The following is a 26,114-nucleotide window of genomic DNA, read 5'->3' as shown; positions in this document are numbered from 1 at the left end:
GCCGCGGCGACCTGTGGGTGAACGCAGGGTGACGTGGTTCAGGCGGTCCAGCGGGCCCGCGCGTGCAGGTACGCCGACGCGCTGGAGTAGCCGAGGCGCGCGGCCAGGTCGTCGAGCGGGAGGGTCGCGCCACGGGCGGTGAGCGCGGAGGCGACGGAGGAGCGCACCTCGTCGAGCAGCTCGCGGTAGGACACGCCCTCGGCCGCCAGGCGCCGGCGCAGGGTCCGCTCGGTCCAGCCCAGCGAGGCGGCGACCTCGGGCATCGGCGCGCCGTCACGCAGTCGCTGGGCCACCAGGACGCGCACGTCGGAGGCGAGGCCGGTGCGGGCCCGGCGCCGGTCCACCACGTCGCGGCACAGGGTCGCCGCCGCCTCGAGAGCCTCCGCCGACCGGTCGGGCAGCGGCCGGTCGAGCTGGTCGGCGTCGAACGCGACCGTCGCGCGGTCGCCCTCGACCCGCAGCTCGGCACCGACGCCCCCGGGGACGAGCCCGTCGAGCACCTGGCGCACCGCCTCGCCGTCGCGCTCCAGCAGGAAGCGTCGTACGTCGCGGGGCAGGCCGGCCCCGTGCTGCTCGACCACCACCCGGTCGCCCACCACCTCGGCCCGCGGGACCGCGAAGGCGTAGGACAGGTCGATGAACAGCGCCGCGGTCGTCATCGCCTCCAGGACCGTGCGCGAGGACTGCACGGCGTAGCCGAAGGCCCCGAACACACCCGCGTCGTAGGTCGCCCCGACGGCTCGGCCGACCTCCCCCAGCTCGCGGCGCAGCGTGCGCACGACGCGCAGCTCCTGGTCGGCCGTCACCTCGCGGTCGGGGTCGGCGGCGTCGGCCAGGTCGGCCACGGCCAGCCCGGTGCCCGCGAGGCAGGTCGCGGGCGCCAGGCCGCGCCCGGCGGCGTACCGCACGAGCACGACGACGCCCGCCACCGCGCGCGGGTGGCGCCAGTCGGGGCTGGCGGGCTCGAGACGCATGTCCGGAATCATCAACCCCAGTGTCGCGCACCCCTCCCTCCTGGGGGTGGCCCCCGCCTAGGTTCGGAGCATGGCAGCGACCGCGACGACCCAGCCCCGCGTCCTCATCATCGGAGCCGGCTTCGGCGGCCTCGGCGCCGCCCGGGCGATGCTGCAGCACGGACTGACCGAGGTGACGGTGCTCGAGCGGGCCGACGCGGTCGGCGGCGTGTGGCGCGACAACACCTACCCCGGGGCGGCCTGCGACGTCCCCTCGCCGCTCTACTCCTGGTCCTGGGCGGTCAACCCCCGCTGGGGCCGGCGCTACTCCCAGCAGCCCGAGATCCTCGCCTACCTGCGCGACGCCGCCGCCCGCGAGGGCCTGCTCGACCTCGTCGAGACCGGCAAGGACGTCGTCTCCTGCACCTGGGACGCCGACGCCGCGGCCTGGCACGTCCGGTGCGCCGACGGGTCGTCGTACGACGCCGAGGTGGTGGTGCCGGCGCTCGGCCAGCTCTCCAACCCGGTCGTGCCCGCCCTGCCGGGCGCCGAGACCTTCGCCGGCCCGTCCTTCCACTCCGCCGAGTGGCGCCACGACGTCGACCTGGCCGGCAAGCGGGTCGCCGTGGTCGGCACGGGCGCGAGCGCGATCCAGTTCGTGCCCGGCATCGTCGACCGGGTCGGGGCGATGACGGTCTTCCAGCGGTCCCCGCCGTACGTCGTCCCCAAGCCCGACCAGGCCTACCGCGACCTCCACCACCGCGCGTTCGACCGCTGGCCGGCCCTGCTGCGCGGCGAGCGCGGCACGGTGTTCTGGCTCAGCGAGCGACTCAACGCCGCCCTGGGCGGCCAGGTCACCTGGTCGCGGGCACTGCTGGGCGCGGTGCGCACGGCGTGGAAGCTGCACCTGCGCCGCCAGGTCCCCGACCCCGACCTGCGGGCCAAGCTGGTGCCCGACTACGAGATCGGCTGCAAGCGCATCCTGTTCAGCAATGAGTGGTACCCCGCGATCGCCCGGGAGCACGTCGACCTGGTCACCGAGCGCGTCGCCGGGGTCGAGCCGAGCGGGGTGCGCACGGCCGACGGCGTGCTCCACGAGGCCGACGTGCTCGTCTGGGGCACCGGGTTCGCCGCCACCGATTTCCTCGCCGGCGTCGAGGTCGTCGGCGCCGACGGCACGGAGCTGCACGACGTGTGGTCCGACGGCGCCCACGCCCACCTCGGCATCGCCGTGCCCGGCTTCCCCAACTTCTTCTGCATCTACGGCCCCAACACCAACCTGGGCGGCAGCTCGATCATCGGGATGATGGAGGCCCAGGCCGGGTACGTCGCCCAGGTCGTGGCCCGGATGGCCGCCGACGGCACCCGCACGGCCGAGGTGAGGCCCGAGGTCGAGGCCGCCTACGACCGCGAGATGCAGGCCAGGCTGCGCGACACCGCCTGGTCGACCTGCGACAGCTGGTACACCGACGGCTCCCGCATCTCCACCAACTGGCCCGGCCGGGTCGCGGAGTACCAGGAGCGCACCGCCGAGCCCGACTGGCGCGAGCTGACCACGGCCTGAGCGCTAGATCGGCCCGGCCGAGAGGGTCGCGGCGTCCGCGGAGATCGTGGCCGCGACGACGAGGTCACGCACGTGCGGCGGCACCTCCGGCGCCAGCTCCACGGTGTACGCCGTGGTCCGGTGGCGCGCCGCCAGGTCGTCCGGGACCGCGATGCCGACGACGCCCCGCGCCACGCGGTCGGGCGAGGTCAGCTGCCGCGGCAGCCGGCCGCCGAGGCTGCCGACGTCGCCGCCCGCGGCGTCGACGAGGCGGGCGTCCTTGACGCCGAGCATCCCGGCCCTGGCCGACGCGGTGCCGACGAGTGCCCCCGAGGCGTCGTGCACCGTCGTCTCGTACCCGAGGCCGGTGCCCGGCGCGATGGAGACCACGAGCCGGGGTGAGCCGTCGACCGTGGTGAGGTCGAAGACCCGGCCGGGGTGGGAGCGGCTGAACACCTTGCGCAGCGCCGCCAGGCCGGAGCCGTCGCGCTGGCGGGCCACCGCGACCGGCCCGCCGGGACCGACCACCTCGTAGTCGAGGCGGCCCGGGCCCCGGACGGAGCGGGTGACCGTGAACGCGGAGGCGGCGAAGAGGTCGCTCATGGCGGGCGATCCTGCCACCGCGCGGGGTGGGCCGGGCCCATCCCCACGGTGCTAGCGTCGCGCCCCGCACCCGCCCCGGACGAGAGGACCACCGTGGACACGAGCGGATTCGAGTCGCTGCGACCGCCCCCGGACCTCCTCGACGACCCCGGCCGGGTCGAGCGCGAGGCCGAGGAGCAGGGCGAGGCCCTCCGGCGGTTGCGGCAGGAGCTCGCCGGGCTCACCGGGCGCGCGACCAGCGACGACGGCACGATCACCGCGATCGCCACCGACGTCGAGCTGCGCGAGCTGCAGCTCGACCCGAAGGCGATGCGCAAGCCCTCGGTCGACCTCGCCGAGGAGATCGTGGCCGTCGCCCGGGCGGCCCGTGAGGACTTCGAGCGCCGGCGGCGCGAGCTGACCGCCGAGCTGGGCGTGGCCACCCCGCCGCAGGACCTCGACGCCGCGCTGGCGCAGATGCGCCAGGTCGGTGAGGCCTTCAGCCGCGGCTCCGGCGACGTGCAGGCGCTCGTGGAGCAGTTCTTGCGGCGCGCCCCCGGCGGCCGCTGACCGTCCTACTCGTACTCGTCGGGCAGGCCGTCCCGGTTGGCCTCGGGCGTGAGGTTCTCCGGCCAGCCGACCGGGTTGAGGCCGCCGAGGTCCTCGTCGAGCCCACCCGCACCGGCGGTGCCGACACCGACGTAGGTGAACGGCATGAACTCGTACTTGATGCCCTTGCCGAGGCCGTAGTTGATCGCCCACGACCCCAGTCCGGCGGCGATGGTGCTGGTGCTGTCGATCGTGGCCTTGCCCGCGTCGAGCCAGGCCTCGGGGTTGCCGGTCAGCGTCTGGGTGCCCAGGTTGGCCACGAGCATCGCGCCGATCGCGGCCGCGCAGCCCTGCCCGGTCACGGTGATGGCCGTGCTCATCGACTTGACCGGGGCCAGGATCGAGAGGCACCACGCCTGCACGTTGGCCCAGAACGCCGCGGCCGCGGGGGCCGAGACGACCCCGGCGAGCATGGCCCAGTAGGCCACCGCGAGCCCGGCCAGGATCGCGGAGAGGGCGAAGACGAACACGACGGCCACGAAGATCAACGTGGCCATGACGATCATCGAGACGCCCGTCGTGGTGCAGATCAGCATGTCGGCGGTCAGCTGGGTGACGTACTCGCCGACGCGTTCGTGGAAGGCGTCGGCATCCGTGCCCTCCCACCCGGTCGCGGCGACCGCCGCCTGGATGTCGGTGGCCTCGTGGATGGCGTCGGCGATGGCCTCTGCGGCGTCCATCCACGCCATGCCGGCGTCGTACATCGCGCCGGGGTCGCCCTGGAGGAAGAAGATCTCCGAGACCAGCGGCCAGGCCGCCGGGAAGGTGGCGGCGCCGACGTACCCGGTGAGGAGCGCGGTCGTCGCCATCTCGGCGCCGCTGGTGAAGGGGTTGCTCACGACCCGCCCTCCGAGACCGTGTTGGCCGCCTCGGTCGTCTCCCACGTGTCCGCCGTCGCCCGCATGCGGACGGCGAAGCCGTCGGCGTCCTCGTCCTTGGCGTCGAGCTCGCGCTGCACGTAGTTCTCCGCCTCGACGTGCACGGCCGCCATGGACAGCGCGAGGGCGGTGAAGTTGGTGAGGCTGACGTCCTCGGTGCGGGCCACGGCGGCCCGGGCGCGGGTGACGTGGTCGGAGACGGCCGTCCAGCGCGACGCGAGGTCGCGCAGAGCGGTGGGATCGACAGTGGGCACGGGCGGACCTCCTGGTCGGGCGGGCGTCGTCCCCACCTACCCTCCGGGCTCACCAGGAAACGCCGCCGACCGACCTGGCAGGCTGGCGGCGTGACCGTCATCAAGATCAACGCCATCACCGTGCCCGCCGACAGTGGCGACGAGCTCGCCCACCGCTTCGCCAAGCGGGCCGGGGCCGTCGACGGAGCCGAGGGGTTCGAGGGGTTCGAGCTGCTCAAGCCGACCGACGGCCGCGACCAGTGGCTGGTCATCACGCGCTGGCGCGACGAGGAGGCCTTCCAGGGGTGGCTCTCCTCCCCCGGGTTCGCCGACGGCCACCGCTCTGCGCAGGAGCGGGCCGGCGGGGACGCGCCGCGGCCGGTCTCCACGCACAGCGAGGTCTGGAACTACGAGATCGCCGGCGGGTCGGCGCCCGCACCGGGCTGAGCCGGTGCAGCCGCCCGCGTCGTACGGCGTCGACCTGCCGGAGCAGGCGGCCGCCACCCGAGTCCTGCAGGTGATCGCGGTGGTCACGGCCCTGGTCGTCGGCCTCGGCGTCGGCGGAGGCACCTGGGCGACCACGGGCGGGGTGGTCGGCGCGGCGTTCGGGCTCCTCGTCCTGCTGGTGTGCATCGGGGTCGGGGCGCTGGTCCTGGTCGCGGCGCGCCGCCAGGCCGCGGGCCCGTCGGGGGCGCGGCTGGTCCTCGACCCCGGCGGCCTGCGCCTCGAGCGCACCGGCGTGGCGCCGGCCGCCCTGGCGTGGTCGCTCGTCCAGGGAGCCGGCGTGACGCCCGGTCCGGCCGGCGGACGCGAGCTGCGGGTCCGCTGCACCCCGGGGTACGCCGCGCAGTGGGCGCGCGAGCTGGCGGTGCTCGACCCGCTGGCGACCCAGCGGACGTTCCCGCGCTGGGAGGCCCACGATCCCGACAGCGTGGTGCTGCTCGACCTGGCCACCGTCCGCGGCGGTGACGAGGCGTTCCTGGCAGACCTCGCGCGCCGTGTGCCCCTCGGCTGAGCCCGCCTGTTCAGCCGGCGGCCGGCACCAGCGCGGCGACGACGCCGCCCGCCTCGACGTCGGCCCGGAGCTGGTCGCGGTCGACCGGGCCCTCGAGGCCCAGGGCCGCCGAGGAGACGAGCACGGCGGCGTGACCGACCTGGACCGCCCGTGCCCACCACTCCGGGTCGAGCCCGGGCAGGGCGAAGCGGGTGGCCCCGGCCCGCTCGCTGATCGTGACGAGCAGGGCCACCTCGCCGTCGTCGCCGCGCGAGAGCAGGCACCCGCTGGACGCGCCGAGGTCGAGGCGCTCGGCCTCCGCGACCGGGCGGAACCCGCGCCGGGCGAACAGCTCGCGGAGCACGTCGACCGGCCGGCCGTCCGACACCGCGGGCACCGGGGCGGGTTGCAGGACCAGGAAGTCGGGGTCGGCGTGGGTCGACCAGCGCAGGTCGGAGGCGTCGCTCACTCCCCCATGCTGCCGGGTGCCACCAGCCCACCGTCGGGGGGACCAGACCGGACCCGGGCTGTGCTTCGCTGGAGCGCTGGCCGCTCGCCGCGGCCGGTGGGGAGGGAGACCCACGATGTCCGAGCGCGCCCGCCTGCGCGACCCGATCTTCTGGAACGACGTCACGCAGCTGGCCAAGACCGCCGTGGCCGCCACGCTGGCGTGGGTCCTGGCGGCCGACACGTTCGGGCTCGAGCAACCCTTCCTGGCGCCGTGGGCGGCCATCCTGGTGGTGCACGGCACCGTCTACAAGACGGTCAGCCAGGGCACGCGCCAGGTGGCCGCCACCGTGGCCGGCGTGCTGCTCGCCTCGGCCGTCGGCAACCTGCTCGGCCTCAGCGTCACCACCGTGGCCCTCGCGGTCCTGCTCGGGCTCGTGGTCGGGGCTCTGCCGTGGTTCGACGGGCAGGAGACGACGGTCGCGGCCACCGCGCTCGTGGTCGTGGCCACGGGCTTCTCCGACGACGACACGGTCCTGCTGGCCCGGCTGCTCGACACCGCGATCGGCATCGGCGTCGGCATCGCAGTCAACCTCGTCGTCTGGCCGCCGCTGCGCCGGCGCACGGCGGTGCGGGCGATCGACCGCATCGACGACCGGCTCGGCGAGCTGGTCTGCGAGATGGGCCACGGCCTGCGCGACGGCGTCTCCCCCGACCTGGTCGAGGAGTGGGTCCAGCGCACCCGCGACCTCGACGAGCTGATCGACGAGGCGTGGGCGCTGGTGCGCCAGGCGGTCGAGAGCGCCCGGCTCAACCCCCGCCGCTCGGCCAGGCAGCTGCGCGACCCGCAGGACTGGTACGAGCTGCTCCAGCGGCTCGAGCAGGCCGTGGCCGAGTCGCGCAGCCTGGCCCGCACCTTCGGCCACAGCCTGGCCGCGGGCCGCACGTGGGACGACGCCTTCCGCGAGTGCTTCGCCGACCTGCTGACCGAGGCCGGCGACGCGATCGTCGACGCCGAGGTCGACCCCCTCCTGCGGGCCCGAGCCCGGCTCGACGAGGTCATCTCGTCCCTGCACGCCGAGGGCCTGCGGCTCGAGCTGTGGCCGGAGTACGGCGGCGTGCTGACCAACCTGCGCAACGTGATGGCCGCGATGGACGAGGTCGCCCGGGTCAACCCGCTCGGCGAGCCGCCCGTGCCGGTGGCTGCGCTCGTGCGGCGGCGGGCGCAGCTGCGCCGCGAGGTCGCTCGCGGCGAGTGAGCCGGCCCGAGGACGACGAAGGCCCGGTCCTCGTCGGACCGGGCCTTGCGTTCGCGGTGGAGGTGAGGGGACTCGAACCCCTGACCCCCTGCATGCCATGCCTCAGGAGACAGAGCCGCTACCAGCTGCGCCCCACCACGTCGACCGCAGCCGGCCCGGCCGAGGAAATGACGAAGGCCCGGTCCTCATCGGACCGGGCCTTGCGTTCGCGGTGGAGGTGAGGGGACTCGAACCCCTGACCCCCTGCATGCCATGCCTCAGAGGCAGAGCCGCTACCAGCTGCGCCCCACCACGTCGACCGCAGCCGGCCCGGCCGAGGAAATGACGAAGGCCCGGTCCTCGTCGGACCGGGCCTTGCGTTCGCGGTGGAGGTGAGGGGACTCGAACCCCTGACCCCCTGCATGCCATGCAGGTGCGCTACCAGCTGCGCCACACCCCCGTGAACAACGAGAACTTTAGCCAATGGGTGACGACGATGTGAAATCGGGTCCCCTCCGTGGACGGCAGCCGGTCAGGACGCCGTGCGGTTGTAGGCCTCGAGCCGCAGCACGCCCGTCTCGGGGTGGCGGCGCAGCTCGACCCAGCCGCAGTTGTCCAGGCCGCCGAGGGTGCGGAAGACGCCCTCGGGCCAGCCCAGCAGGGCGCCGACGGCGATCCGGATCGCGGCGCCGTGGCTGACGGCGACGGCGGTCTGGTCGTCGCCCAGGCCGCCGAGCAGCGCGGTCAGCACGGCGAGCATGCGGGCGGTGACCTCGTCGGTCGGCTCGGCGTGGCGGACCCGCTCGTAGTCGCCCCGGCGCAGGGCGGCGTACGACGCGGGGTCGCGATCGGCGAGGTCGCTGCGCTCGAGGCCCTCGTAGGCGCCGAAGGTGAGCTCGCGCAGGCGCTCGTCGTAGGTGACCGGCAGCCCGGTGGCCGCGGCGAGCGGCTCGACGGTCATCCGGGTCCGGCGCAGGTCGGAGCAGTGCAGCACGACCGGGGCCAGCGCGGCCACGACGGGTGCGGTGCGGGCCGCCTGGGCGACGCCGACGTCGTCGAGGCCGACGTCGAGCTGGCCCTGGATGCGGCCGCTGGCGTTCCAGGCGGTGCGGCCGTGGCGGAGGAGGACGAGTCGGGCGCCCGCGCTCACCGCTCGTGCGAGACGACGTCGGCGGGCAGCGTGATGGTCGGGCAGTCGCGCCAGAGCCGCTCGAGGGCGTAGAACTGCCGCTCCTCCTCGTGCTGGACGTGCACGACGATCTCGCCGTAGTCGATGAGCACCCACCGGCCGTCGCGCTCGCCCTCGCGCCGCACGGGCTTGGCGCCGATCTCGCGCAGCTTGTCCTCGACCTCGTCGACGATGGCCTTGACCTGGCGGTCGTTGGTGGCCGAGGCGAGCACGAAGGCGTCGGTGATGGCCAGTTGGTCGCTGACGTCGAAGGCGATGATCTGCTGGGCCAGCTTGTCGCTCGCCGCGCGGGCGGCGGCGTGCACGAGCTCGATGGCGTGGTCGGTGGCGGTCATGGGTGGGTCAGCTCAGGCTTCCGAGTAGAGGCGGTGCTTGTGGATGTACTGCACCACACCGTCGGGCACGAGGTACCAGACGGGGCGGCCCGCACGCTGGCGGGCACGGCAGTCGGTGGAGGAGATGGCCAGGGCCGGCACCTCCAGGAGCGTCACCCGGTCGTGCGGGATCTGCTCGATGGTCGAGGCCGTGAGGTCGGCGCCGGGACGGGTGCACCCCACGAAGTGGGCCAGGTCGAAGAGCCGCTCGTGGTCACGCCAGCTGAAGATCTCGCTGAGCGCGTCGGCGCCGGTGATGAAGAACAGGTCGGCGTCGGGCAGCTCGGCGGCGAGGTCCTGCAGCGTGTCGATCGTGTACGTCGGCCCGTCCCGGTCGATGTCGACGCGCGAGACGCGGAAGCGCGGGTTGGCCGCCGTGGCGACCACCGTCATCAGGTAGCGGTGCTCGGGCGGCGAGACGTCGCGCCCGGACTTCTGCCACGGCCGGCCGGTCGGCACGAAGACGACCTCGTCGAGGTCGAACCAGGCCTGCACCTCCGAGGCCGCGACGAGGTGGCCGTGGTGGATGGGGTCGAAGGTGCCGCCCATGACGCCGATGCGACGGCGTACGGGTGCCTCGGCGGCGGACCCCACGGGGAGCGACACCGGCTCAGGAGTGCTCGCGGCCCCCGCCGAAGGCGACGACGCCGACGAGCAGCGCCAGCAGGATGCCGAAGGCGATCAGCCCGACCACCCAGACCGGCACGGCGGGGTCGGAGTGCTCGCCCGACTCGGCCGCCACGGTGGTCAGGACGGTCGTCACGGAGGTCAGCGCCATGGGGGGATCGTAGCGGGCGCCGGCCTCACCCCTGGCGGCAGACCGGCCCGACCGGGGCTAGTGCGCGAAGTCGGGCAGGACGGCGTCGGCGCCGAGGAACAGCAGCCCGAACCGGATGCTGCGGCCGACGAAGACGGTCGGCACGAAGACCCACATCGGCATCCGCACCACGCCGGCGACCGCGGCCATCACCAGCAGGGGCGGCAGGCCGACCGAGGCGGCGACGAACATGACCCCGCCGGCGTACACGGGGCGGCCGTCGACGCGCGCGGTCCAACGGTCGTAGGCGGCGCGGACCTTGGCCCTGCCGATCTTCTTCTGCACCCAGCGCGACTCGGTGCTGCGGCGGGCCGCTTCGTACCAGAGCAGCTTGCCCAGCGTCGCGCCCGCGCCCGCCAGCACGCCGAGCGCGACCGCAGCGACCGGGCCGGACGGCGCGGCCTCGGCCAGCGCCAGCCCGGCCGCCTCGAACGGCGGGAAGGGCGCCAGCGCCAGGGCGGCGCTGAGCAGGACCATGGCCGGCCAGACGAGGACGTCCACCGGCTACCGGAGGGGCTGGCCCGCGGGCTCGGCCGTGCGCACCGGCACCGGCAGGCCGAGCTGGAGCAGCCAGCGCAGCGAGACGCACTTGAGCACCGTCAGTGCGATCGCGATGGCCAGGCCGAGCGCCCACCACCCGGTGACGAGCAGCAGCACCGCGAACAGGGAGGAGTTGACCGCCTTGGCCGGCTTGGACCAGTTCCAGCGGTAGATGCGCTCGTCGACCTCGTAGAAGTAGTTGGGGCTGCGGATCGGCCAGGCCAGGAAGGCCAGCGAGAGGAAGAAGTCGATGACCAGGAACTCGGCCAGGTAGACCGCGACCGGCAGGATCATCTCGTGCTCGAGGGCGGCGAAGCACAAGTAGAACGCCGCGCAGTTGAGCCGGTCGCACAGCATGTCGACGACCGCCCCGATGCGGGTCTCGCAGTCGCGCAGCCGGGCCCACGCACCGTCGGCCATGTCGCCCACCCAGTACGTCGCCAGGCCGGCGACCAGCCAGGCCAGCTCCTCCTGCCACAGCCCGACCAGGCAGAGCGCGAGCGAGGCGACCGTGCGGACCGCGGTGATGACCGTCGCGCCGGTCCACAGCCGCTCGACCGCCGGGTCGGCGTGCGTCGCGCGGGCGGCAGTCACGGCCGCGACCCTATCCCGGCCGCAGCGCCCGGGCTCAACGCACGTGGCCGTCGCCCGTGACGACGTACTTGGTGGAGGTCATCTCGGGCAGGCCCATGGGGCCGCGGGCGTGCAGCTTCTGGGTGCTGATGCCGATCTCGGCACCGAAGCCGAGCTCACCCCCGTCGGTGAACCGGGTGCTGGCGTTGACCAGCACCGCGGCGCTGTCGACGGCGGCCACGAACCGACGGGTGACGTCGAGGTCGCGGGCCAGGACGGCCTCGGTGTGCCCGCTGGAGAAGCGCCGGATGTGGGCGACGGCCGCGTCGACGTCGGCCACGACGGCCGCGGAGATGTCGAGGGAGAGGTACTCGCGCGCGTGGTCGTCGTCGGTGGCCGGCACGACGCCCGGGAGCGCGGCGACCACCTCGTCGCCGTGCACCGTGACGCCGGCGTCCTGCAGGGCCGTCACCACGCGCGGCAGGAAGGTCTCGGCCAGGCCGGCGTGGACCAGCAGCGACTCGGCGCTGTTGCAGACGCTGGTGCGGTGGGTCTTGGCGTTGAGCACCACGGCCAGCGCCTGGTCGAGGTCGGCGCTGGCGTCGACGTACACGTGGCAGTTGCCGACCCCGGTCTCGATGACCGGCACCGTCGACTCGTCGACGACGGACTGGATCAGGCCCGCTCCCCCACGCGGGATGAGCACGTCGACGAGCCCCCGGGCCCGCATCAGGGCCTTGACGGTCTCGCGGGTCTCGGCCGGGACGAGCTGGACGGCGTCGGCGGGCAGCCCGGCGCCGGCCACGGCGTCGCGCAGCACCGTGACGATCGCGGCGTTGGAGGCGGCGGCGCTGCCGCTGCCGCGCAGGAGCACCGCGTTGCCGGACTTCAGGCAGATGCCCGCGGCGTCGGCGGTGACGTTGGGGCGCGCCTCGTAGATCATCCCGACCACGCCGAACGGCACCCGCACCTGCCGCAGCTCGAGCCCGTTGGCCAGCGTGCTGCCCCGCACGACCTCGCCGACGGGGTCGGGCAGCCCGGCGACGTCGCGCAGCCCCTGCGCCATGCCCGCCAGCCGCTCGTCGGTCAGGCGCAGCCGGTCGACCACGTTGGCGGGGGTGCCGTCGGCCTCGGCGCGCGCCACGTCGTCGGCGTTGGCGGCGAGCACCTCGGTGCCGCGGGCCAGCAGGGCGTCGGCCATCGCGTGCAGGGCCGCGTCCTTGGCCCCGCGGGTCGCCAGCGCCAGGTCGTACGACGCCTCGCGGGCCCGGGTGGCGAGGTCGGCGACGGTCTGGGTCGGGTCCTGGGCGTCGGTCACGGGTCGAAGCGTAGTGAGGCGGTGGCGCCGTTTGCGCCCGGTCTCGGCGACGCATCCTTCCCCCCGTGCAGCCCGACGACGACGCGCCCGTGCTGGTCTCCCGGTCCGATCGGTGGCACCTCTCGCAGGGCGAGTGCCTCGCCCTGGCCGTGGCGGCCGCATCGGTGCTCGCCCTCGCCTGGGGGCTCGTGCAGCTCGCGCGAGGGGTCCTCGACGACGGGGTCGGCCTCTCGCTCGGTGGCGCGGTGTTCGCGCTGGGGGCGGTCGCGGTCGTCGTACGACGGCCCTCGCGGCAGGAGCTGCAGGTGCGACCGGCTGGTCTGGTACGGGTGCGCCGCGGCGGGACCGAGGGGTGGCGTTGGGAGCAGGTGCACGACGCGTACGTGATCGGCAGCATCGACCGGGTCCTGGTGCTGGAGACCGATGCGGCGAGGGCGGCGCAGCAGCGCTCGCCCCGCGCCACCGGCCTGACGCGGTCGCTGGGGGCCGCGCCGCCCCTGGCCGTGCAGGTGCCGCTGCGCGGGATGGTGCCCGACGAGCGGCAGGTGCTCAACGCGATCGAGACCGTCACCGGTGGCCGCCTCCCCTCCCCCGAGCGCGGCCTCGGCCTCGGTCGTCCCCGGTCCTGACCGCCTGCCCGCTGGCCGCCGGCGGACGATGGTCCCTGGCAAGAATCACGGGTGCCGGGCCGCCGACCCGTGATCCTTGCCAGGGACTACCGCCGTTGTGGGACCGGTGGGGCTGTCAAGACGCCAACGACCCCGCCGGCGGGAGGCCGGCGGGGTCGTGGATGCTGCGGGGAGCGACCCGGTGTGGTCAGCCCTTGCGCTTGTCGACCGCGTCCTTGGCGGCCGGGAGGACCGACTGCAGGTCGCCGACGACGCCGAAGTCGACCAGCTCGAAGATCGGCGCCTCCTCGTCCTTGTTGACCGCGACGATGGTCTTGGAGGTCTGCATGCCGGCGCGGTGCTGGATGGCACCGGAGATGCCGGCGGCGACGTACAGCTGCGGCGAGACGGTCTTGCCGGTCTGGCCGATCTGGTAGCTGTGGGGCACCCAGCCGGAGTCGACGGCGGCGCGGGAGGCCCCGACGGCGGCACCGAGGGAGTCGGCGAGACCCTCGACGGCGGTGAAGTCGCCACCGGTGCCGCGGCCACCCGCGACCACGATCGCGGCCTCCTGCAGCTCGGGGCGGCCGGAGGACTTGCGCGGCTGGGAGGCCACGATCTGCGCCTTCTTGGCCGAGTCGGAGATCGTCGCGGCGAACTCCTCGACGGTGCCGGCGGCGCCGACCTCCTCGACCTGGGCCGAGTTGGGCTTGACCGTGATCAGCGGGACGCCCTGGGTGACCTTGGAGCGCACGGTGAAGTTGCCGGCGAAGACGCTCTGGGTGGTCACGCCGCCGTCCTCGACGTCGACGGCGTCGGTGATGATGCCGGCGCCGATCTTGATGGCCAGGCGGGCGGCCACCTCCTTGCCCTCGAAGCCGGAGACGAAGAGCACGCCCGCGGGCGAGGTCTTCTCGACCAGCTGCTGCAGGGCCTCGGCCTTCGGGGCCACGAGGTAGCCCTTGATCTCGGTGTCGTCGACGACGTACACCTTCTCGGCGCCGTGCTTGCCGAGCGCCTCGGCAGCGGCGCTGCCCTGCTCGGAGGAGCCGAAGAACACCGCCGACGGCTCGCCCAGCTTGCGGGCGAGGGTGAGCAGCTCGTAGGTGGGCTTGCGGACCGCGCCGTCGACGTGGTCGACGACGACCAGGACCTCAGACATCTGTTTCCTCTTCCTCTGTCTAGCTCAGTCTCGGATCGAGCGCGCGGCTCAGATGAACTTCTTCGACACGAGGAAGTCGGTCAGCGCACCGGCGCCGGACCCGTCCTCGTCCTTGACGACCTCACCGGCGGACCGCGGGGGCCGCTCGGCGGTGTCCTCGACGGCGCTGTAGGCGGCACCGATGCCGACCTGGCCGGCGTCGACACCGAGGTCGGCCAGCGAGTAGGTCTCCAGCGGCTTCTTCTTGGCCGCCATGATCCCCTTGAACGACGGGTAGCGCGCCTCGCCGGTCTGGTCGGTGACCGAGAGGACCAGCGGCATGGTGCCGCCGATGACCTCGGTGGCGGTGTCACCGTCACGCTTGACGCGGACCTGGTCGCCCTGGGTCTCCACGACCGAGGCGAGGGTCACCTGGGGCAGGTCGAGACGCTCGGCCAGCATGGCCGGGAGCACCGCGCCGGCGCCGTCGGTCGACGACATGCCGCACATGACGAGGTCGGGGACGCCGACCTTCTCCACGGCCTTGGCCAGGACGAGCGAGGTCGCGAGGTAGTCGGACCCGGCGATCGCCTCGTCGGTGACGAGGACACCCTGGTCGGCGCCCATCTGCAGCGCCTTGCGCACCGCGTCGACGGCCTTCTCGGGCCCGATGCAGAGCGCGGTGACGGTCACGTCGCCGTCGGCCTTCTCCTTGATCTGGAGGGCCTGCTCGACGGCGTACTCGTCGAGCTCGGAGAGCAGACCGTCGACGCCCACGCGGTCCACGGTGTTGTCCGACTCGAACCGCCGGTCGGCGGTGGCGTCGGGGACGTACTTCACACAGACGACAATGTTCATGGTGTGTGGCCCCGTGGGGCCCCTCCTGATGCAGTCGGTGGGCCGTCGCTGCGGCCCGGAGGATGCGTTGTCCTCGAGGTTACCGCCGCGTCACCTCGGCTGGACCACCCTGTGACCCAGCCGAGGCCCGACGTGCGCCACATCACGCCGACGGGGGTGATGTGAACGATCCAACGGCCGCTCGGGCCCGGATCAGGGCCGCACGATCTTGTCGAGCAGCTTGCCGATGCCGAGCCAGACGATCGCCGCGATGCCGTAGTTGAGCAGCGCGGTGCCCACGTCGTCGGACGGACCCTTGGCGGTGTCGAAGTCCTTGATCGGGTTGGTGAGGCTGAAGTAGTGCAGGTCGACGTCGGCGGCCCGCGCGATGATCCAGCGCACCAGCTCGTTGCGGTCGTTGGCCTCGAGCGCGATCAGCAGCACGGCCAGCGCCAGCACCAGCGCGAAGAGCGCGCACACCAGCCACAGCACCCGCGCCACGAGCGTGCGGACCTTGGCCACCTGGGCCCCGTGCGAGGCGTCGCCGCTCCCGCTGCCTGCCTCGTCGCCCCCGGTACGACGGCCCAGGCCGCCCAGTCCGCGGCGCCTCGCCGGTGCTTCCTCGGCGGTGGTCGTGGTCCCGTCGGTCCCGTCGGTCCCGCCGGTCCCGCCGGTCTTGCTGGTCCCGCCGGTCGTGCCGGTCTTGCCGGTCTTGCCGGTCTCGGTCTCGGTCTCGTCGCTCATCTCATCGCCCCTCGAAGGTCGCCTGGCCGGGCCCGTTCTCGACGAACGATCGCATGCCCGTGGTGCGGTCGTCGGTGGCGAACGTGGCGGCGAACTGCGCCCGCTCGATCTCCAGCCCGGTCTCGAGGTCGACCTCGAGGCCCCGGTCGATGCTCTCCTTGGCCGCGCGGACGGCCAGCGCCGCGGCGGCCGAGAACTGCGCCGCCCAGGCCACCGCGGCGTCGTGGACCTCGGCGGCGGGGACGAGGCGGTCGACCATCCCGATGGCGAGCGCCTCGTCGGCCTTGACGAAGCGGCCGGTGAAGATGATGTCCTTCGCCCGGCTCGGGCCGACGAGGCGCGGCAGCCGCTGGGTGCCGCCGGCGCCGGGGATGATGCCGAGCAGCACCTCGGGCTGGCCGAGCGTCGCGTTGTCGGCCGCGATGCGGAAGTCAGCGGCGAGCGCGAGCTCGCAACCGCCGCCGAGGGCGTAGCCGGTGATGGCGGCGACCACGGGCTTGGGGATGCGGGCCACCGCGGTGACCGCGGAGGAGACCGACGTGCTGTGGCGGACCATGTCGGCGTAGGAGAGGTCGGCCATCTCCTTGACGTCGTTACCGGCCGCGAAGACCCGCTCGCCGCCGTAGACGACGACGGCGCGGACGTCGTCGCGCGCCGTCGCCTCGGCCGCGACCTCGCGGAGCTCGGCCTGCACCTGCAGGCTGATGGCGTTCATCTTCGGACGGTCGAGCCGGATCGTGCCGACGCCGTCGGACACCTCCAGCCGCACGAACTCACCCATGTCGGTCCCATCTGGACCTGCTGGTCCGTCGTCGGAGGGCTGCTGGCCCCTCCCTATCATTCCCCGGGTGGCCCTGGGCACCTGGAACGAGATCGGCGAGCGAGCGGCGGTCTGGCCGGGGCGCCTCGAGCCGCTGGGCGCGACGTGGACGCCCGAGGCGACCAACTTCGCCGTGCACGCGCCCCGCGCGACCCGGGTGTGGGTGTGCCTGGTCGACGACGCCGACCACGAGACGCGCCACGAGCTGACCGAGCGCACCCTCGGCACCTGGCACGGTGCGGTGCCGGGGGTCGAGCCGGGCACGCGCTACGGGTTCCGGGTCGACGGGCCGTGGGACCCGGCGTCCGGGTCACGGTTCAACCCGGCCCAGCTGCTGCTCGACCCCTACGCCCGCGCGGTCTCCGGCGCCTTCGTGCCCGACGAGTCGACGTACGCCCACGACCTCGACGACCCGACGGTCCGCAACGAGCTCGACTCCCTCGGCCACGTGCCGCTGTCGGTGGTCGTCGCGCCCGACCCCGACTTCGCCTGGGGCGGCGAGCGGCCCCGGCGGCAGCGGTGGCGCGACACGGTCGTCTACGAGCTGCACGTCAAGGGCATGACCGCCCTGCACGACCGGGTGCCCGAGCACCTGCGCGGCACGTACGCCGGCCTCGCGACCCCCGCGGTCATCGACTACCTCCTCGACCTCGGGGTGACCGCGGTCGAGCTGCTGCCGGTGCAGCAGTTCGTCTCCGAGCCCGGGGTGTCCGCCCGTGGGCTGGTCAACTACTGGGGCTACAACACCATCGGCTTCCTGGCGCCGCACGGCGCCTACTCCGCCGCGGGCGACCGCGGCGGGCAGGTGCGGGAGTTCAAGGAGATGGTGCGCGCCTTCCACGCCGCGGGCATCGAGGTCTACCTCGACGTCGTCTACAACCACACCGCCGAGGCCGGGCCCGACGGGCCGTCGCTGTGCTTCCGGGGGCTCGACGACCAGGCGTTCTACCGGCGCCCCGCTCCCCCGGAGCCGGGCGCCCCGCCCGCACCCGACGCCGCCGACGACCCCTACTGGGACGCCACCGGCTGCGGCAACACCGTCGACACCGACGACCCGTTCGCCCTGCGCCTCGTGCTGGACTCCCTGCGCTACTGGACCGAGGAGATGCACGTCGACGGGTTCCGCTTCGACCTGCTCTCGGCGCTGGCCCGCACCGACCGCGCGGTCGACCTGCGCTCGCGGTTCATGACCGTGGTCGCCCAGGACCCGGTGCTGCGCGGCGTCAAGCTCATCGCGGAGCCCTGGGACGCCACCATGGACGGGTACGTCGTGGGGCGGTGCCCCCCGCCCTGGGTGGAGTGGAACGACCAGTACCGCGACACCATCCGCGACTTCTGGCGCGGCGCGACGGTCGGCGTGCGCGACGTGGCGACCCGCCTCGCGGGCTCCTCCGACCTGTACGCCGACGACGGCCGCTCGCCGTACGCCTCGGTCAACTTCGTCACCGCCCACGACGGGTTCACCGCCCGCGACCTGGTCAGCCACGAGCGCAAGCACAACGAGGCCAACGGCGAGGGCAACCGCGACGGCACCGACGGCAACCGCTCGGCCAACCACGGGGTCGAGGGCGAGACCGACGACCCCGCCGTGCAGGCCGCGCGGCGGCGAGCCGCGGCCAACATCATGGTCACGCTGTGCCTGAGCAACGGCGTCCCGATGCTGACGATGGGTGACGAGCGCGGGCGCACCCAGGGCGGCAACAACAACGCCTACTGCCAGGACAACGCGACCTCCTGGGTCGACTGGCGCCCCGACGACGCGTGGCTCGACGTCTACGAGGTGGTGCGCGCGGCGCTGCGGCTGCGCCGCGAGCACGAGGCCCTGCGCCAGCGGCACTGGTTCGAGGGGCGTCCGACCATCACCGGAGGCCCCAAGGACCTCGCCTGGCTGCACCCCGACGGCCGCGAGATGACCACCGACGACTGGCACGACGAGTCACTGGCCACGCTCGGCATGTTCGTGCTCGGCACCCCGCTGCGCTCGCCCGGGCCACGCGGCGAGCAGATGGCCGACGCCTCGTTCGTGACGTGGTTCCACGCCGGCGCCGACCCGATCGACGTCGTCCTCCCCCGCAACCCGTGGTCGCGCTCGGGCGAGGTCGTGGTCTCCACCGACCCCGAGGTCGCGGTCGGGACGACCGTCAGCGACGGGTCGGTGCTCCGCCTGTCGGGTCCGGCGGTCGTGGTGCTGCGCGAGGCCTGAGCGCCGCCGACCTGCCGGCCCGGCCGGCCCGGCCGGCCCGCACCCGGCGCAGGGGCGAGCGGAGCGCGCGGCTGGCCACCAGCCACGAGACCGCGAAGGCCCAGAACGCGACCAGCTCGCCGGCGAACGTCGAGACCAGCAGCGTCGCGACGCCGACCAGCGTGATCCCGGCCAGGGCGAGGTAGAGCCGCGCACGTCGTACGGCGTGGGGGTCGGGGTCGACGGCGGTGAGCCCGAAGCGCAGCTCGCGCATCGCGTAGACCACCGAGAGCACCACGCTGCAGCCGACGAACGTCGCCGCGCCGGCGACGTGGAGCACCCACGTCGGGTCCTCCCCGATCGCCGACTGCAGCCAGGTCGGCTCGTCGGCCGGGGAGGAGCGCCGGGTGGGAGCGTGCACCACCACGAGCACGCCGAGGCCCGCGAGCAGGCTGGCGGCGAAGTCGACGGTGCGGCGGTGCGCCCACATGTAGGTCACGAGCAGGAACGCGACCGCCGACAGGCAGCCCACGAAGACCTCCCGCGACGGCGAGAAGAAGTAGGCCGAGACCGACCCGCGCACCGCGATCCGGCCCTCCACGGCGACGTCGAGCACGACGACCGCGACCGGCACGAGCAGCCCGACGACGCCGATGACCACCCGCATCGCCAGGTAGGACGGCCCGTAGCGGAAGACCGCCACCTCCTCGCCGTGCGGCGCCGGCGCGAAGGTGTACGACGGCGCCAGCGGTAGCCGGTGCGCCCAGCGCCACACCAGGGCGAGCAGGCGCGAGCCCGCCAGCGCGGGCGGCGGGGGCGGGACCGGCGGGGCCATGGCGGCATCGTGCCCCACGGCTCCGACAGCAGGCGGGACGCAAGGGTTCTCCCCGTCGAGCCGGGGACGCCGGCGGTGGTGGGGTGGCGCCATGCCCACCCCCGGACCCGTCGACCCCGTCCGGCGCCGCCTCGTGCTCGGCGCCCTCGCAGCCCCCGTGGCCGCCGCCGTCCTGCCGGCGGCTGCCGCGGCCGCCCGGGCCGTCGCGCCGGCCGTCGCGCCGGCCGCCGCGCCGCCGGAGTGCCTGGCCGACCTCATCGCCAGCGGGGAGGTGACCCGTGCGGATCTCGTGGCTCGGTGACGTCCTGCGGGCCGCCGGCGTGCAGGTGGTCGAGGAGCCCGGCTGGCTCACCCGCACCGCCAACGGCACGCTCGACCCGATCGGCGTGCTCTGGCACCACACCGCCGCCCCCAGCAGCGCCAGCAACCCGTCGCCGGCGCTCGGCGTCTGCATCAACGGTCGCGCCGACCTGCCCGGCCCGCTGTGCCACGCCCTCGTCGACTACTTCGGCGTCTTCCACCTCGTCTCGGCCAACTACGCCAACCACGCCGGGACCGCCCGGGCCAGCGGCCCCGTCCCCGCCGGCAGCGGCAACGTCATGCTCATCGGCTGGGAGATCGACTACGCCGGCGACGGGGGCGGCGGGGTGGTGCAACAGATGACCTCCGCTCAGTACGACGCCTCGCTCAAGGCCACCGCGGCCGTGCTGCGCCAGCTGGGCCGCGACGCGTCGTACGCCCGCGGGCATCGGGAGACCAGCACGACCGGGAAGATCGACCCGTCGTTCATCGACCTCGACACGATGCGCGCCGACGTGGCCCGGCTGATGGGCAGCAGCGGCGGTGGGCCGAGCGGGACACCGTTCACCGTCTACTCCAGCAACGTCAACGTGCGGCCCACGCCGTCCACCTCCGGCACGCCCGTCGGCAACCTCGGCACCGCCCCCCGCACGGTCTACGTCGAGTGCCAGGTCGCCGGCCAGACGGTCACCGCCAACGGGTACACCAACGACCTCTGGTCGCGGATCTCCAGCCCGTACGCCGGCTACGTCAGCAACGTGTTCATCCAGGGCCCCGCCAGCCTCCCCGTCCCGAGCTGCTGAGCGACCCCCGGCGGGGCTGACGCGCGCGGCCGTCGTACGTCGGGAAGGGCCGCCCAGCGCGAGAACACCCGGTCGACCGGGTGTCCACCACGGGCGCGACTGGACGGGCACAACTCGCGCTGGGCGGGCAATGCATCGCCCGCCCAGCGCTAGGACTCCCCGCCCAGCTGCAGGAACACCCGGTCGACCGGGTGTTCTGCACACCCCCCAGGGCATCGCCCTGAACGCCGGACGAACACTCGCGGACGACCGGCCGAACCCGGTCGCGCGACCCTGGCCCGGGGCCAGGGGGACACCTAGCGTGCCGGGGTGACCCACCTCTCGGACCCCACCCACCCGCGCGCCGACCACCAGCACGCCGGCCACCCCTCGCAGCGCCCCGCGCTCGCCGCCGGACGTCGCACGTTCCTCCGCGCCACGGGCGTCACCGGCGTCGCCGGCCTCGCCGCGATCGGCCTGACCCCGCTCGACCACGCCCTGGCCGGACCGGGGCGGCCGCGGGGGAACCCGTTCACGCTCGGCATCGCCAGCGGCGACCCGACCGCCGACGGGGTCGTGCTGTGGACCCGGCTCGTGCCGGAGCCGCTGAGCCCCGACGGCGGGATGCCGGCGCGGCCGACGGCGGTGCAGTGGCAGGTCGCGGCCGACCCGCGCTTCCGACGGGTGGTCCGGTCGGGCTCGGCGCGGGCGCTGCCGCAGCTGGCGCACTCGGTGCACGTCGAGGTCGACGGGCTGGCGCCGGACCGCGAGTGGTTCTACCGGTTCCGCTGGGGCGGGCACCTCTCCGAGACCGGCCGCACCCGCACCGCACCCCGGCCGGGCGACCAGGTCGGCCGCCTCGACCTCGCCTTCGCCTCGTGCCAGAACTGGGGGGACGGGTTCTACCCCTCCTACCGCCACCTCGCCGACGACGACCTCGACCTGATGGTCTTCCTCGGCGACTACGTCTACGAGGGCGGGCTCGGCGCCACCGGCCGCGAGCGGGCGGTGGCGGTGCCCGACGTCTACCGCCCAGCGCCGGAGGACACCGCCGGCTGGCGGCTGCGCTACACGCTCTACAAGTCCGACCCCGACCTGCAGCGCCTGCACGCCCGGGTGCCGTGGCTGGTCACCTGGGACGACCACGAGGTCGTCAACGACTACGCCGGCACGCAGTCGCAGTACGCCGGCTACGAGGACATCGGCCGGCTGCGCGCCGCGGCGTACCAGGCCTGGTACGAGCACCAGCCCGTCCGGCTCTCCTCCCGGCCGACCGTCGACGGGGCCCGCATCTACCGACGGCTGCGGTGGGGGCGGCTGGCCCAGGTCGACCTGGTCGACGGCCGCCAGTACCGCTCGGTCCCGCCGTGCGGCTGGGGCGAGGCCGACGCGTGCGACGCAGCCTCCGACCCCGAGGTGACGATGCTCGGGTTCGAGCAGGAGCGCTGGCTGTACGACGGCCTGGCGACGTCCCGCGCCCAGTGGGACGTGCTCGCCAGCAACGTGATGCTGGCCCGCCTCGACCACGACGGCGCCGCCGGCGACCGGCTGTGGCACGACGCGTGGGACGGGTTCCCGGCCGCCCGGCGGCGCCTGGTCCGGGCCTGGGAGCGGGCCGGCACCCGCAACCCGGTCGTCATCACCGGCGACTGGCACTCGACGTTCGTCAACGACGTCCTGCAGGACCCCGACCGCCCCGACAGCCCGGTCGTGGCCACCGAGGTCGTCGGCACGTCGGTCTCCTCCAACGGCGACCGGACGCCGTACGGGCCCTACTACGGGCCGATGATCCCGTTCAACCCGCACATCCGGTTCTTCGACGGCGACCGGCGCGGGCACGTGCGCGTCACCGTCGACCGGCGGCAGATGCGGTTCGACCTGCAGATGGTGCGCACGGTGACGACCGCGGCCGCGGCGCAGTACACGCTCGCGTCGTACGCCGTGCGCGACGGCGTGCCGGGGGCCGTGCGGCTCTGAGCCCGGCGCGCCGCCGGACCTGCGCACCATGGCCCGGACGCGCCATGGTCGCGGGCCTGCACCCGTGCCACCGTGCCGGCATGCCTCCGCCCCGCCGCCACCTCACCTCCGCCAACACCGCCTCCGCGACGGCCCTGGCCGTCGCCCACGCCGGGTCGGGGGCCGCGGTCGCCGCCGGCCTCGCCCCGGGCTCGGTCCGCTCCGCCCAGATCGCCAACGGCCAGGTCAAGACCCGCGACCTCGCCGCCAAGGCGGTCACCGGGGCCAAGGTGGCCCCCGACACCCTCACCGGGGCCGACGTCCGGGAGTCGACGCTCAATCTCCCGCCGGCCTCGCGCGTCCACAGCGGCAACGCGGCCGCCGGGGTGACCACGCTGCTGTCGTCCGGACCCGCGGTCGAGGTGGCAACGGTCGACGCGGTCGCGCCGGCGCGGGGCTTCCTCGTGGTGACCGCCGACGCCTCCCTCGCCGGCGGTTCGGCGGGGGCGTTCGTCTACACCGGCCTGTACGACGGCTCGCGGCTGCTCGCCAACAACCTGTGGTCGCCCGGCGGTCCGGGCGGCACCGACTGGGTCGCGCAGTCGAGCACGGTCACGGTGCCGGTCGCGGCCGGCCAGCACCGTCTGCGGCTCACGCTCTCGCCGTCGTCGGGCTCGGCCAAGGTCTACCTGCAGCAGCTGACGGCGCTCTTCGTCCCGGCCGGCGCCGCCGGCGCCCCGCCCGCCGCCGACTGACCTGCCGGCGGCGGAGCCGGACGCACGACCGCCCGGGCCCCGGGCTCGAGGCCCCGGACCCGGGCGGTGACCGGGGCGCCCTCAGGCGGTGGCGACCACGCCGAGCTCGGCGTAGGAGGTCAGCAGGCCGTTGCTCGGCACGACCCGGACGGTGTAGCCGAAGGCACCGCTGCGGCCGAGGGTGACCTCGCCGTCGAAGCGGTGCCGGCCGCCCTCGTAGGTCTCCCCGACGGCGAGCGGCACGGCGACGGTGTCGACGAGGGTGTCGTCGGACTGCGCGCGGCCGTGGACGAGCTGCACCTCGACGTCGCCGGGCTCGAGGTCGCCGAGGGCGACGAAGGCCCGCACGTGCAGGCTCAGCCCGACCTCGGGGGCGTCGCCGACGCCGCTGGACTCGACGTGCTCGACCCGCACCTCGGGCCAGCCGCCCTTGACCTTGGCCTTCCACGCGGCGAGCTCGCGCGCGCCGGCGTAGTCGTCGTTGAGCGCCCGGCCGTTGACCGCGGCCGGGGCGTAGAGCTGGCGCACGTAGTCACGGACCATGCGGGTGGCGAGCACCTTGGGACCGAGCGACTTCAGCGTGTGGCGCAGCATCTCGACCCACCGGGTCGGCACGCCGTCGGCGTCGACGTCGTAGAAGCGCGGGGCGACCTCGTTCTCGATCAGGTCGTAGAGCGCCGCGGCCTCGAGGTCGTCGCGCTTGTCGATGTCGTCGACGCCGTCGGCGGTCGGGATCGCCCAGCCGTTGTCGCCGTCGTACCACTCGTCCCACCAGCCGTCGAGCACCGAGAGGTTGAGGCCGCCGTTGAGCGCGGCCTTCATGCCGGAGGTGCCGCAGGCCTCGTAGGGGCGCAGCGGGTTGTTGAGCCAGACGTCGCAGCCGGGGTAGAGCGGCTTGGCCATCGCGATGTCGTAGTTGGGCAGGAACACGATGCGGTGGCGCACCGCCGGGTCGTCGGAGAGCCGGACGATGTCCTGGATGAGCTTCTTGCCGCCGTCGTCGGCCGGGTGGGCCTTGCCGGCGATGACCAGCTGCACCGGGCGCTCGGGGTGGGTCAGCAGCGCCTTGAGCCGCTCGGGGTCGCGCATCATCAGCGTCAGCCGCTTGTACGACGCCGCGCGGCGGGCGAATCCGATGGTGAGGACGTCGGGGTCGAGGGCGTCCTCGGTCCACTTGAGCTCCGCCTTCGCCGCACCCCGCTTCTCCCACGACCTGGCCAGGCGCTTGCGGGCCTCGACGACGAGCCGCTGGCGCAGCTCGCGCTTGGCCGCCCACACCTCGGTGCCGGGGACCTTGTCGACGGCGGCCCAGAAGCTCTCCGCGTCGTCGGCGTCGCCGTCGGCGCCCTGGGAGGTGGCCAGGCCGAAGACCTCGCGGGCGACCCAGGTCGGGGCGTGCACGCCGTTGGTGATGGAGCCGATCGGCACCTCCGCCTCGTCGAAGGCGGGCCACAGCCCCTGGAACATGCCTCGGCTGACCTCACCGTGCAGCTTCGAGACGCCGTTGGCGCGCTGGGCGAGGCGGAAGCCCATCACGGCCATGTTGAACACGCCCGGGTCGCCGCCGGCGTAGTCCTCGGTGCCGAGGCCGAGGATGCGCCCGGTCGGGACGCCCGGGGTGGCGCCGGTGTCGTCGTGGAGGTACTGCTCGACCAGCGACCGCGGGAAGCGGTCGATGCCGGCCGGCACCGGGGTGTGGGTGGTGAAGACGGTGGAGGCGCGGCCGACCTCGAGCGCGGTGTCGAAGTCGAGCCGCGGCCCGCCCTCGGCCACGGTGAGCTCGCGGATGCGCTCGATGCCGAGGAAGCCGGCGTGGCCCTCGTTGGTGTGGAAGACCTCGGGCTCGGGGTGGCCGGTGATCCGGGCGTGCACGCGCAGCGCCCGCACGCCGCCGACGCCCAGCAGCAGCTCCTGGCGCAGCCGGTGCTCCGAGGTGCCGCCGTACAGCCGGTCGGTGACGTCGACGTAGTGGTCGGGGTTGCCCTCGACGTCGGTGTCGAGCATGAGCAGCGGCACCCGGCCGACGCTGGCCACCCAGATGCGGGCCACCAGGTCGGGGCCGTCGGGCATCTGGATCGAGATGGTGGCGCGGGAGCCGTCGGGCTCGCGCAGCAGCGAGATGGGCAGCTCGTCGGGGTCGAGGACGGGGTAGGTCTCCTGCTGCCAGCCCTCGCGGGAGAGCGACTGCTTGAAGTAGCCGTGCTTGTAGAGCAGGCCGACGCCGACGATCGGGACGCCGAGGTCGCTGGCCGCCTTGAGGTGGTCGCCGGCCAGGATGCCGAGACCACCGGAGTACTGCGGCAGGACCGCGGTGATGCCGAACTCCGGCGAGAAGTAGGCGATCGAGCGCGGGCCGGGGGCGCCGGTGCCGCCGTCGGCGGCCACCCGCTTCTGGTACCAGCGGTCGGCGGTCAGGTAGGTCTCGAGGTCGGCCCGCGCCGCGCGCAGCCGCTCCAGGAAGCCCGCGTCGGCGGCGAGCTCGTCGAGCCGCTCGCGGCCGACGGCGCCGAGGAGCTTGACCGGGTCGTGGCCCGTGGACTCCCACAGGTCGGCGTCGACCTCGCCGAAGACGTCCTGCGTCTCGGGGTGCCACGACCAGCGCAGGTTGCCGGCGAGGTCGCCCAGCGGCGCGAGCGCCTCGGGCAGGACGGGGCGGACGGTGAAGCGACGGATGGCACGCACGGGACGACGGTAGACCGATTCCTTGGATCGATCCAAGGATTCGTCCAAAGTGGTCGCCGCCGGCCGTCCGCGGGGCGTGACCTGGCTCTCGACGACGCGCCGCAACCGGCGTCCCCACCCCGGCCCGACCGGGGTCGGCCACTACCGCACGGGCGGCCGGACATCCCTCACCCCGGCCGAGGTT

29 protein-coding genes and 2 tRNA genes are annotated in these 26,114 nt (G+C 74.3%); 11 read left to right on the top strand and 20 right to left on the bottom strand.

All coding sequences use genetic code 11. The features are described from left to right. Positions 1–38: 38 nt before the first annotated feature. Positions 39–974 carry an AraC family transcriptional regulator gene (locus FJQ57_RS06500; protein ID WP_170219299.1) on the bottom strand — a complete coding sequence of 312 codons (936 nt, stop codon included), beginning with the start codon at positions 972–974 and terminating at the stop codon, positions 39–41. A gap of 70 nt (positions 975–1,044) precedes the next feature. On the opposite strand from FJQ57_RS06500, the gene FJQ57_RS06495 reads away from it, so the two are divergent. After that, a complete protein-coding gene (locus FJQ57_RS06495) occupies positions 1,045–2,517 on the top strand; it encodes a flavin-containing monooxygenase (RefSeq protein WP_139978341.1) in 1,473 nt (490 codons plus the stop codon). Positions 2,518–2,520: 3 nt separating this feature from the next. Here the strand turns inward: FJQ57_RS06495 and FJQ57_RS06490 are convergent, their stop codons facing one another. Continuing rightward, positions 2,521–3,099, bottom strand: a complete 579-nt coding sequence (locus tag FJQ57_RS06490) for a hypothetical protein (RefSeq protein ID WP_139978340.1) — start codon at positions 3,097–3,099, stop codon at positions 2,521–2,523. Between the two features lie 93 nt (positions 3,100–3,192). On the opposite strand from FJQ57_RS06490, the gene FJQ57_RS06485 reads away from it, so the two are divergent. After that, complete coding sequence (locus tag FJQ57_RS06485) at positions 3,193–3,648, top strand: YbaB/EbfC family nucleoid-associated protein (RefSeq protein WP_139978339.1); 456 nt, start codon at positions 3,193–3,195, stop codon at positions 3,646–3,648. Between the two features lie 5 nt (positions 3,649–3,653). Here FJQ57_RS06485 and FJQ57_RS06480 read toward each other — a convergent pair whose 3' ends face one another. Together FJQ57_RS06480 and FJQ57_RS06475 are read right to left on the bottom strand one after the other, a co-directional pair. Beyond that, entirely contained in the window at positions 3,654–4,526 is an 873-nt protein-coding gene (locus FJQ57_RS06480) for a hypothetical protein (RefSeq protein ID WP_139978338.1), read from the bottom strand. After that, positions 4,523–4,819 carry a type VII secretion target gene (locus FJQ57_RS06475; RefSeq protein ID WP_170219298.1) on the bottom strand — a complete coding sequence of 99 codons (297 nt, stop codon included), beginning with the start codon at positions 4,817–4,819 and terminating at the stop codon, positions 4,523–4,525. The genes FJQ57_RS06480 and FJQ57_RS06475 overlap by 4 nt, the downstream gene beginning before the upstream one ends. Before the next feature lie 90 nt (positions 4,820–4,909). Here FJQ57_RS06475 and FJQ57_RS06470 point away from each other — a divergent pair, with 90 nt between their 5' ends. Both FJQ57_RS06470 and FJQ57_RS06465 read left to right on the top strand, forming a co-directional pair. Then, entirely contained in the window at positions 4,910–5,245 is a 336-nt protein-coding gene (locus tag FJQ57_RS06470) for an antibiotic biosynthesis monooxygenase family protein (protein WP_139978336.1), read from the top strand. Positions 5,246–5,249: 4 nt separating this feature from the next. Continuing rightward, positions 5,250–5,813 carry a hypothetical protein gene (locus FJQ57_RS06465; protein ID WP_139978335.1) on the top strand — a complete coding sequence of 188 codons (564 nt, stop codon included), beginning with the start codon at positions 5,250–5,252 and terminating at the stop codon, positions 5,811–5,813. Between the two features lie 10 nt (positions 5,814–5,823). Here the strand turns inward: FJQ57_RS06465 and FJQ57_RS06460 are convergent, their stop codons facing one another. Continuing rightward, a complete protein-coding gene (locus FJQ57_RS06460) occupies positions 5,824–6,261 on the bottom strand; it encodes a hypothetical protein (protein WP_139978334.1) in 438 nt (145 codons plus the stop codon). Positions 6,262–6,376: 115 nt separating this feature from the next. Between FJQ57_RS06460 and FJQ57_RS06455 the strand changes: the two genes are divergently transcribed. Next, on the top strand, positions 6,377–7,498 hold the full coding sequence (locus FJQ57_RS06455; RefSeq protein WP_139978333.1) for an FUSC family protein: 1,122 nt from the start codon (positions 6,377–6,379) through the stop codon (positions 7,496–7,498). A gap of 212 nt (positions 7,499–7,710) precedes the next feature. Here FJQ57_RS06455 and FJQ57_RS22310 read toward each other — a convergent pair. From FJQ57_RS22310 to FJQ57_RS06420, 9 genes are all read right to left on the bottom strand, one after another. Next, positions 7,711–7,789: transfer RNA gene (locus FJQ57_RS22310), tRNA-OTHER, on the bottom strand. A 75-nt stretch (positions 7,790–7,864) separates the two neighbouring features. Beyond that, positions 7,865–7,937 (bottom strand) — tRNA-Ala (locus FJQ57_RS06450). A gap of 72 nt (positions 7,938–8,009) precedes the next feature. Further along, positions 8,010–8,627 (bottom strand): histidine phosphatase family protein, encoded by a 618-nt coding sequence (locus tag FJQ57_RS06445; RefSeq protein WP_170219297.1) that lies wholly within the window; start codon positions 8,625–8,627, stop codon positions 8,010–8,012. Then, positions 8,624–9,001, bottom strand: a complete 378-nt coding sequence (gene rsfS, locus FJQ57_RS06440; RefSeq protein WP_139978331.1) for a ribosome silencing factor — start codon at positions 8,999–9,001, stop codon at positions 8,624–8,626. The genes FJQ57_RS06445 and rsfS overlap by 4 nt, the downstream gene beginning before the upstream one ends. A 12-nt stretch (positions 9,002–9,013) precedes the next feature. Then, complete coding sequence (gene nadD, locus FJQ57_RS06435) at positions 9,014–9,646, bottom strand: nicotinate-nucleotide adenylyltransferase (RefSeq protein ID WP_281284231.1); 633 nt, start codon at positions 9,644–9,646, stop codon at positions 9,014–9,016. Positions 9,647–9,650: 4 nt separating this feature from the next. Further along, complete coding sequence (locus FJQ57_RS22305; protein ID WP_170219296.1) at positions 9,651–9,818, bottom strand: hypothetical protein; 168 nt, start codon at positions 9,816–9,818, stop codon at positions 9,651–9,653. Between the two features lie 57 nt (positions 9,819–9,875). Continuing rightward, positions 9,876–10,358, bottom strand: coding sequence for an SNARE-associated domain-containing protein (locus FJQ57_RS06430; RefSeq protein WP_139978330.1), 483 nt, complete (start codon positions 10,356–10,358; stop codon positions 9,876–9,878). Between the two features lie 3 nt (positions 10,359–10,361). Further along, positions 10,362–10,991 (bottom strand): CDP-alcohol phosphatidyltransferase family protein, encoded by a 630-nt coding sequence (locus FJQ57_RS06425; protein ID WP_139978329.1) that lies wholly within the window; start codon positions 10,989–10,991, stop codon positions 10,362–10,364. Positions 10,992–11,025: 34 nt separating this feature from the next. After that, complete coding sequence (locus tag FJQ57_RS06420) at positions 11,026–12,288, bottom strand: glutamate-5-semialdehyde dehydrogenase (protein ID WP_139978328.1); 1,263 nt, start codon at positions 12,286–12,288, stop codon at positions 11,026–11,028. Between the two features lie 65 nt (positions 12,289–12,353). Between FJQ57_RS06420 and FJQ57_RS06415 the strand changes: the two genes are divergently transcribed. After that, positions 12,354–12,917, top strand: coding sequence for a hypothetical protein (locus tag FJQ57_RS06415; RefSeq protein WP_139978327.1), 564 nt, complete (start codon positions 12,354–12,356; stop codon positions 12,915–12,917). Positions 12,918–13,104: 187 nt separating this feature from the next. Here FJQ57_RS06415 and FJQ57_RS06410 read toward each other — a convergent pair whose 3' ends face one another. The 4 genes from FJQ57_RS06410 to FJQ57_RS06395 all read right to left on the bottom strand — a co-directional run bounded on the left by FJQ57_RS06410 (position 13,105) and on the right by FJQ57_RS06395 (position 16,399). Beyond that, positions 13,105–14,058, bottom strand: coding sequence for an electron transfer flavoprotein subunit alpha/FixB family protein (locus tag FJQ57_RS06410; RefSeq protein ID WP_139978326.1), 954 nt, complete (start codon positions 14,056–14,058; stop codon positions 13,105–13,107). A 48-nt stretch (positions 14,059–14,106) separates the two neighbouring features. After that, positions 14,107–14,877 (bottom strand): electron transfer flavoprotein subunit beta/FixA family protein, encoded by a 771-nt coding sequence (locus FJQ57_RS06405; RefSeq protein ID WP_246081615.1) that lies wholly within the window; start codon positions 14,875–14,877, stop codon positions 14,107–14,109. Positions 14,878–15,087: 210 nt separating this feature from the next. Continuing rightward, positions 15,088–15,618 (bottom strand): hypothetical protein, encoded by a 531-nt coding sequence (locus FJQ57_RS06400; protein ID WP_139978324.1) that lies wholly within the window; start codon positions 15,616–15,618, stop codon positions 15,088–15,090. 1 nt (position 15,619) lies between these two features. Then, complete coding sequence (locus FJQ57_RS06395; RefSeq protein WP_139978323.1) at positions 15,620–16,399, bottom strand: enoyl-CoA hydratase/isomerase family protein; 780 nt, start codon at positions 16,397–16,399, stop codon at positions 15,620–15,622. Positions 16,400–16,466: 67 nt separating this feature from the next. On the opposite strand from FJQ57_RS06395, the gene glgX reads away from it, so the two are divergent. Beyond that, entirely contained in the window at positions 16,467–18,641 is a 2,175-nt protein-coding gene (glgX, locus tag FJQ57_RS06390) for a glycogen debranching protein GlgX (protein ID WP_139978322.1), read from the top strand. Here the strand turns inward: glgX and FJQ57_RS06385 are convergent. Next, positions 18,580–19,455: a hypothetical protein gene (locus FJQ57_RS06385; RefSeq protein ID WP_139978321.1), complete on the bottom strand. Its 876-nt coding sequence runs from the start codon at positions 19,453–19,455 to the stop codon at positions 18,580–18,582. The genes glgX and FJQ57_RS06385 overlap by 62 nt on opposite strands. A gap of 91 nt (positions 19,456–19,546) precedes the next feature. On the opposite strand from FJQ57_RS06385, the gene FJQ57_RS06380 reads away from it, so the two are divergent. From FJQ57_RS06380 to FJQ57_RS06365, 4 genes are all read left to right on the top strand, one after another. Next, positions 19,547–19,756, top strand: a complete 210-nt coding sequence (locus FJQ57_RS06380; RefSeq protein ID WP_139978320.1) for a hypothetical protein — start codon at positions 19,547–19,549, stop codon at positions 19,754–19,756. Continuing rightward, positions 19,734–20,558 (top strand): peptidoglycan recognition protein family protein, encoded by an 825-nt coding sequence (locus tag FJQ57_RS06375; RefSeq protein ID WP_139978319.1) that lies wholly within the window; start codon positions 19,734–19,736, stop codon positions 20,556–20,558. Before FJQ57_RS06380 ends, FJQ57_RS06375 begins: the two co-directional genes overlap by 23 nt. A 309-nt stretch (positions 20,559–20,867) precedes the next feature. Continuing rightward, positions 20,868–22,514 carry an alkaline phosphatase D family protein gene (locus FJQ57_RS06370; RefSeq protein ID WP_139978318.1) on the top strand — a complete coding sequence of 549 codons (1,647 nt, stop codon included), beginning with the start codon at positions 20,868–20,870 and terminating at the stop codon, positions 22,512–22,514. Between the two features lie 80 nt (positions 22,515–22,594). After that, a complete protein-coding gene (locus tag FJQ57_RS06365; RefSeq protein ID WP_139978317.1) occupies positions 22,595–23,248 on the top strand; it encodes a hypothetical protein in 654 nt (217 codons plus the stop codon). An 81-nt stretch (positions 23,249–23,329) separates the two neighbouring features. Here FJQ57_RS06365 and glgP read toward each other — a convergent pair whose 3' ends face one another. Further along, the gene (gene glgP / locus FJQ57_RS06360; protein ID WP_139978316.1) at positions 23,330–25,930 is read right to left on the bottom strand and encodes an alpha-glucan family phosphorylase; all 2,601 of its coding nucleotides are present in this window, start codon (positions 25,928–25,930) and stop codon (positions 23,330–23,332) included. Between the last annotated feature and the right edge of the window lie 184 nt (positions 25,931–26,114).

This window comes from Nocardioides litoris, assembly GCF_006346315.1.
GTDB lineage: Bacteria > Actinomycetota > Actinomycetes > Propionibacteriales > Nocardioidaceae > Nocardioides > Nocardioides litoris.
Note: the sequence above shows the minus strand (reverse complement) of the source record. Positions and strands in the feature narration are given on the sequence as shown.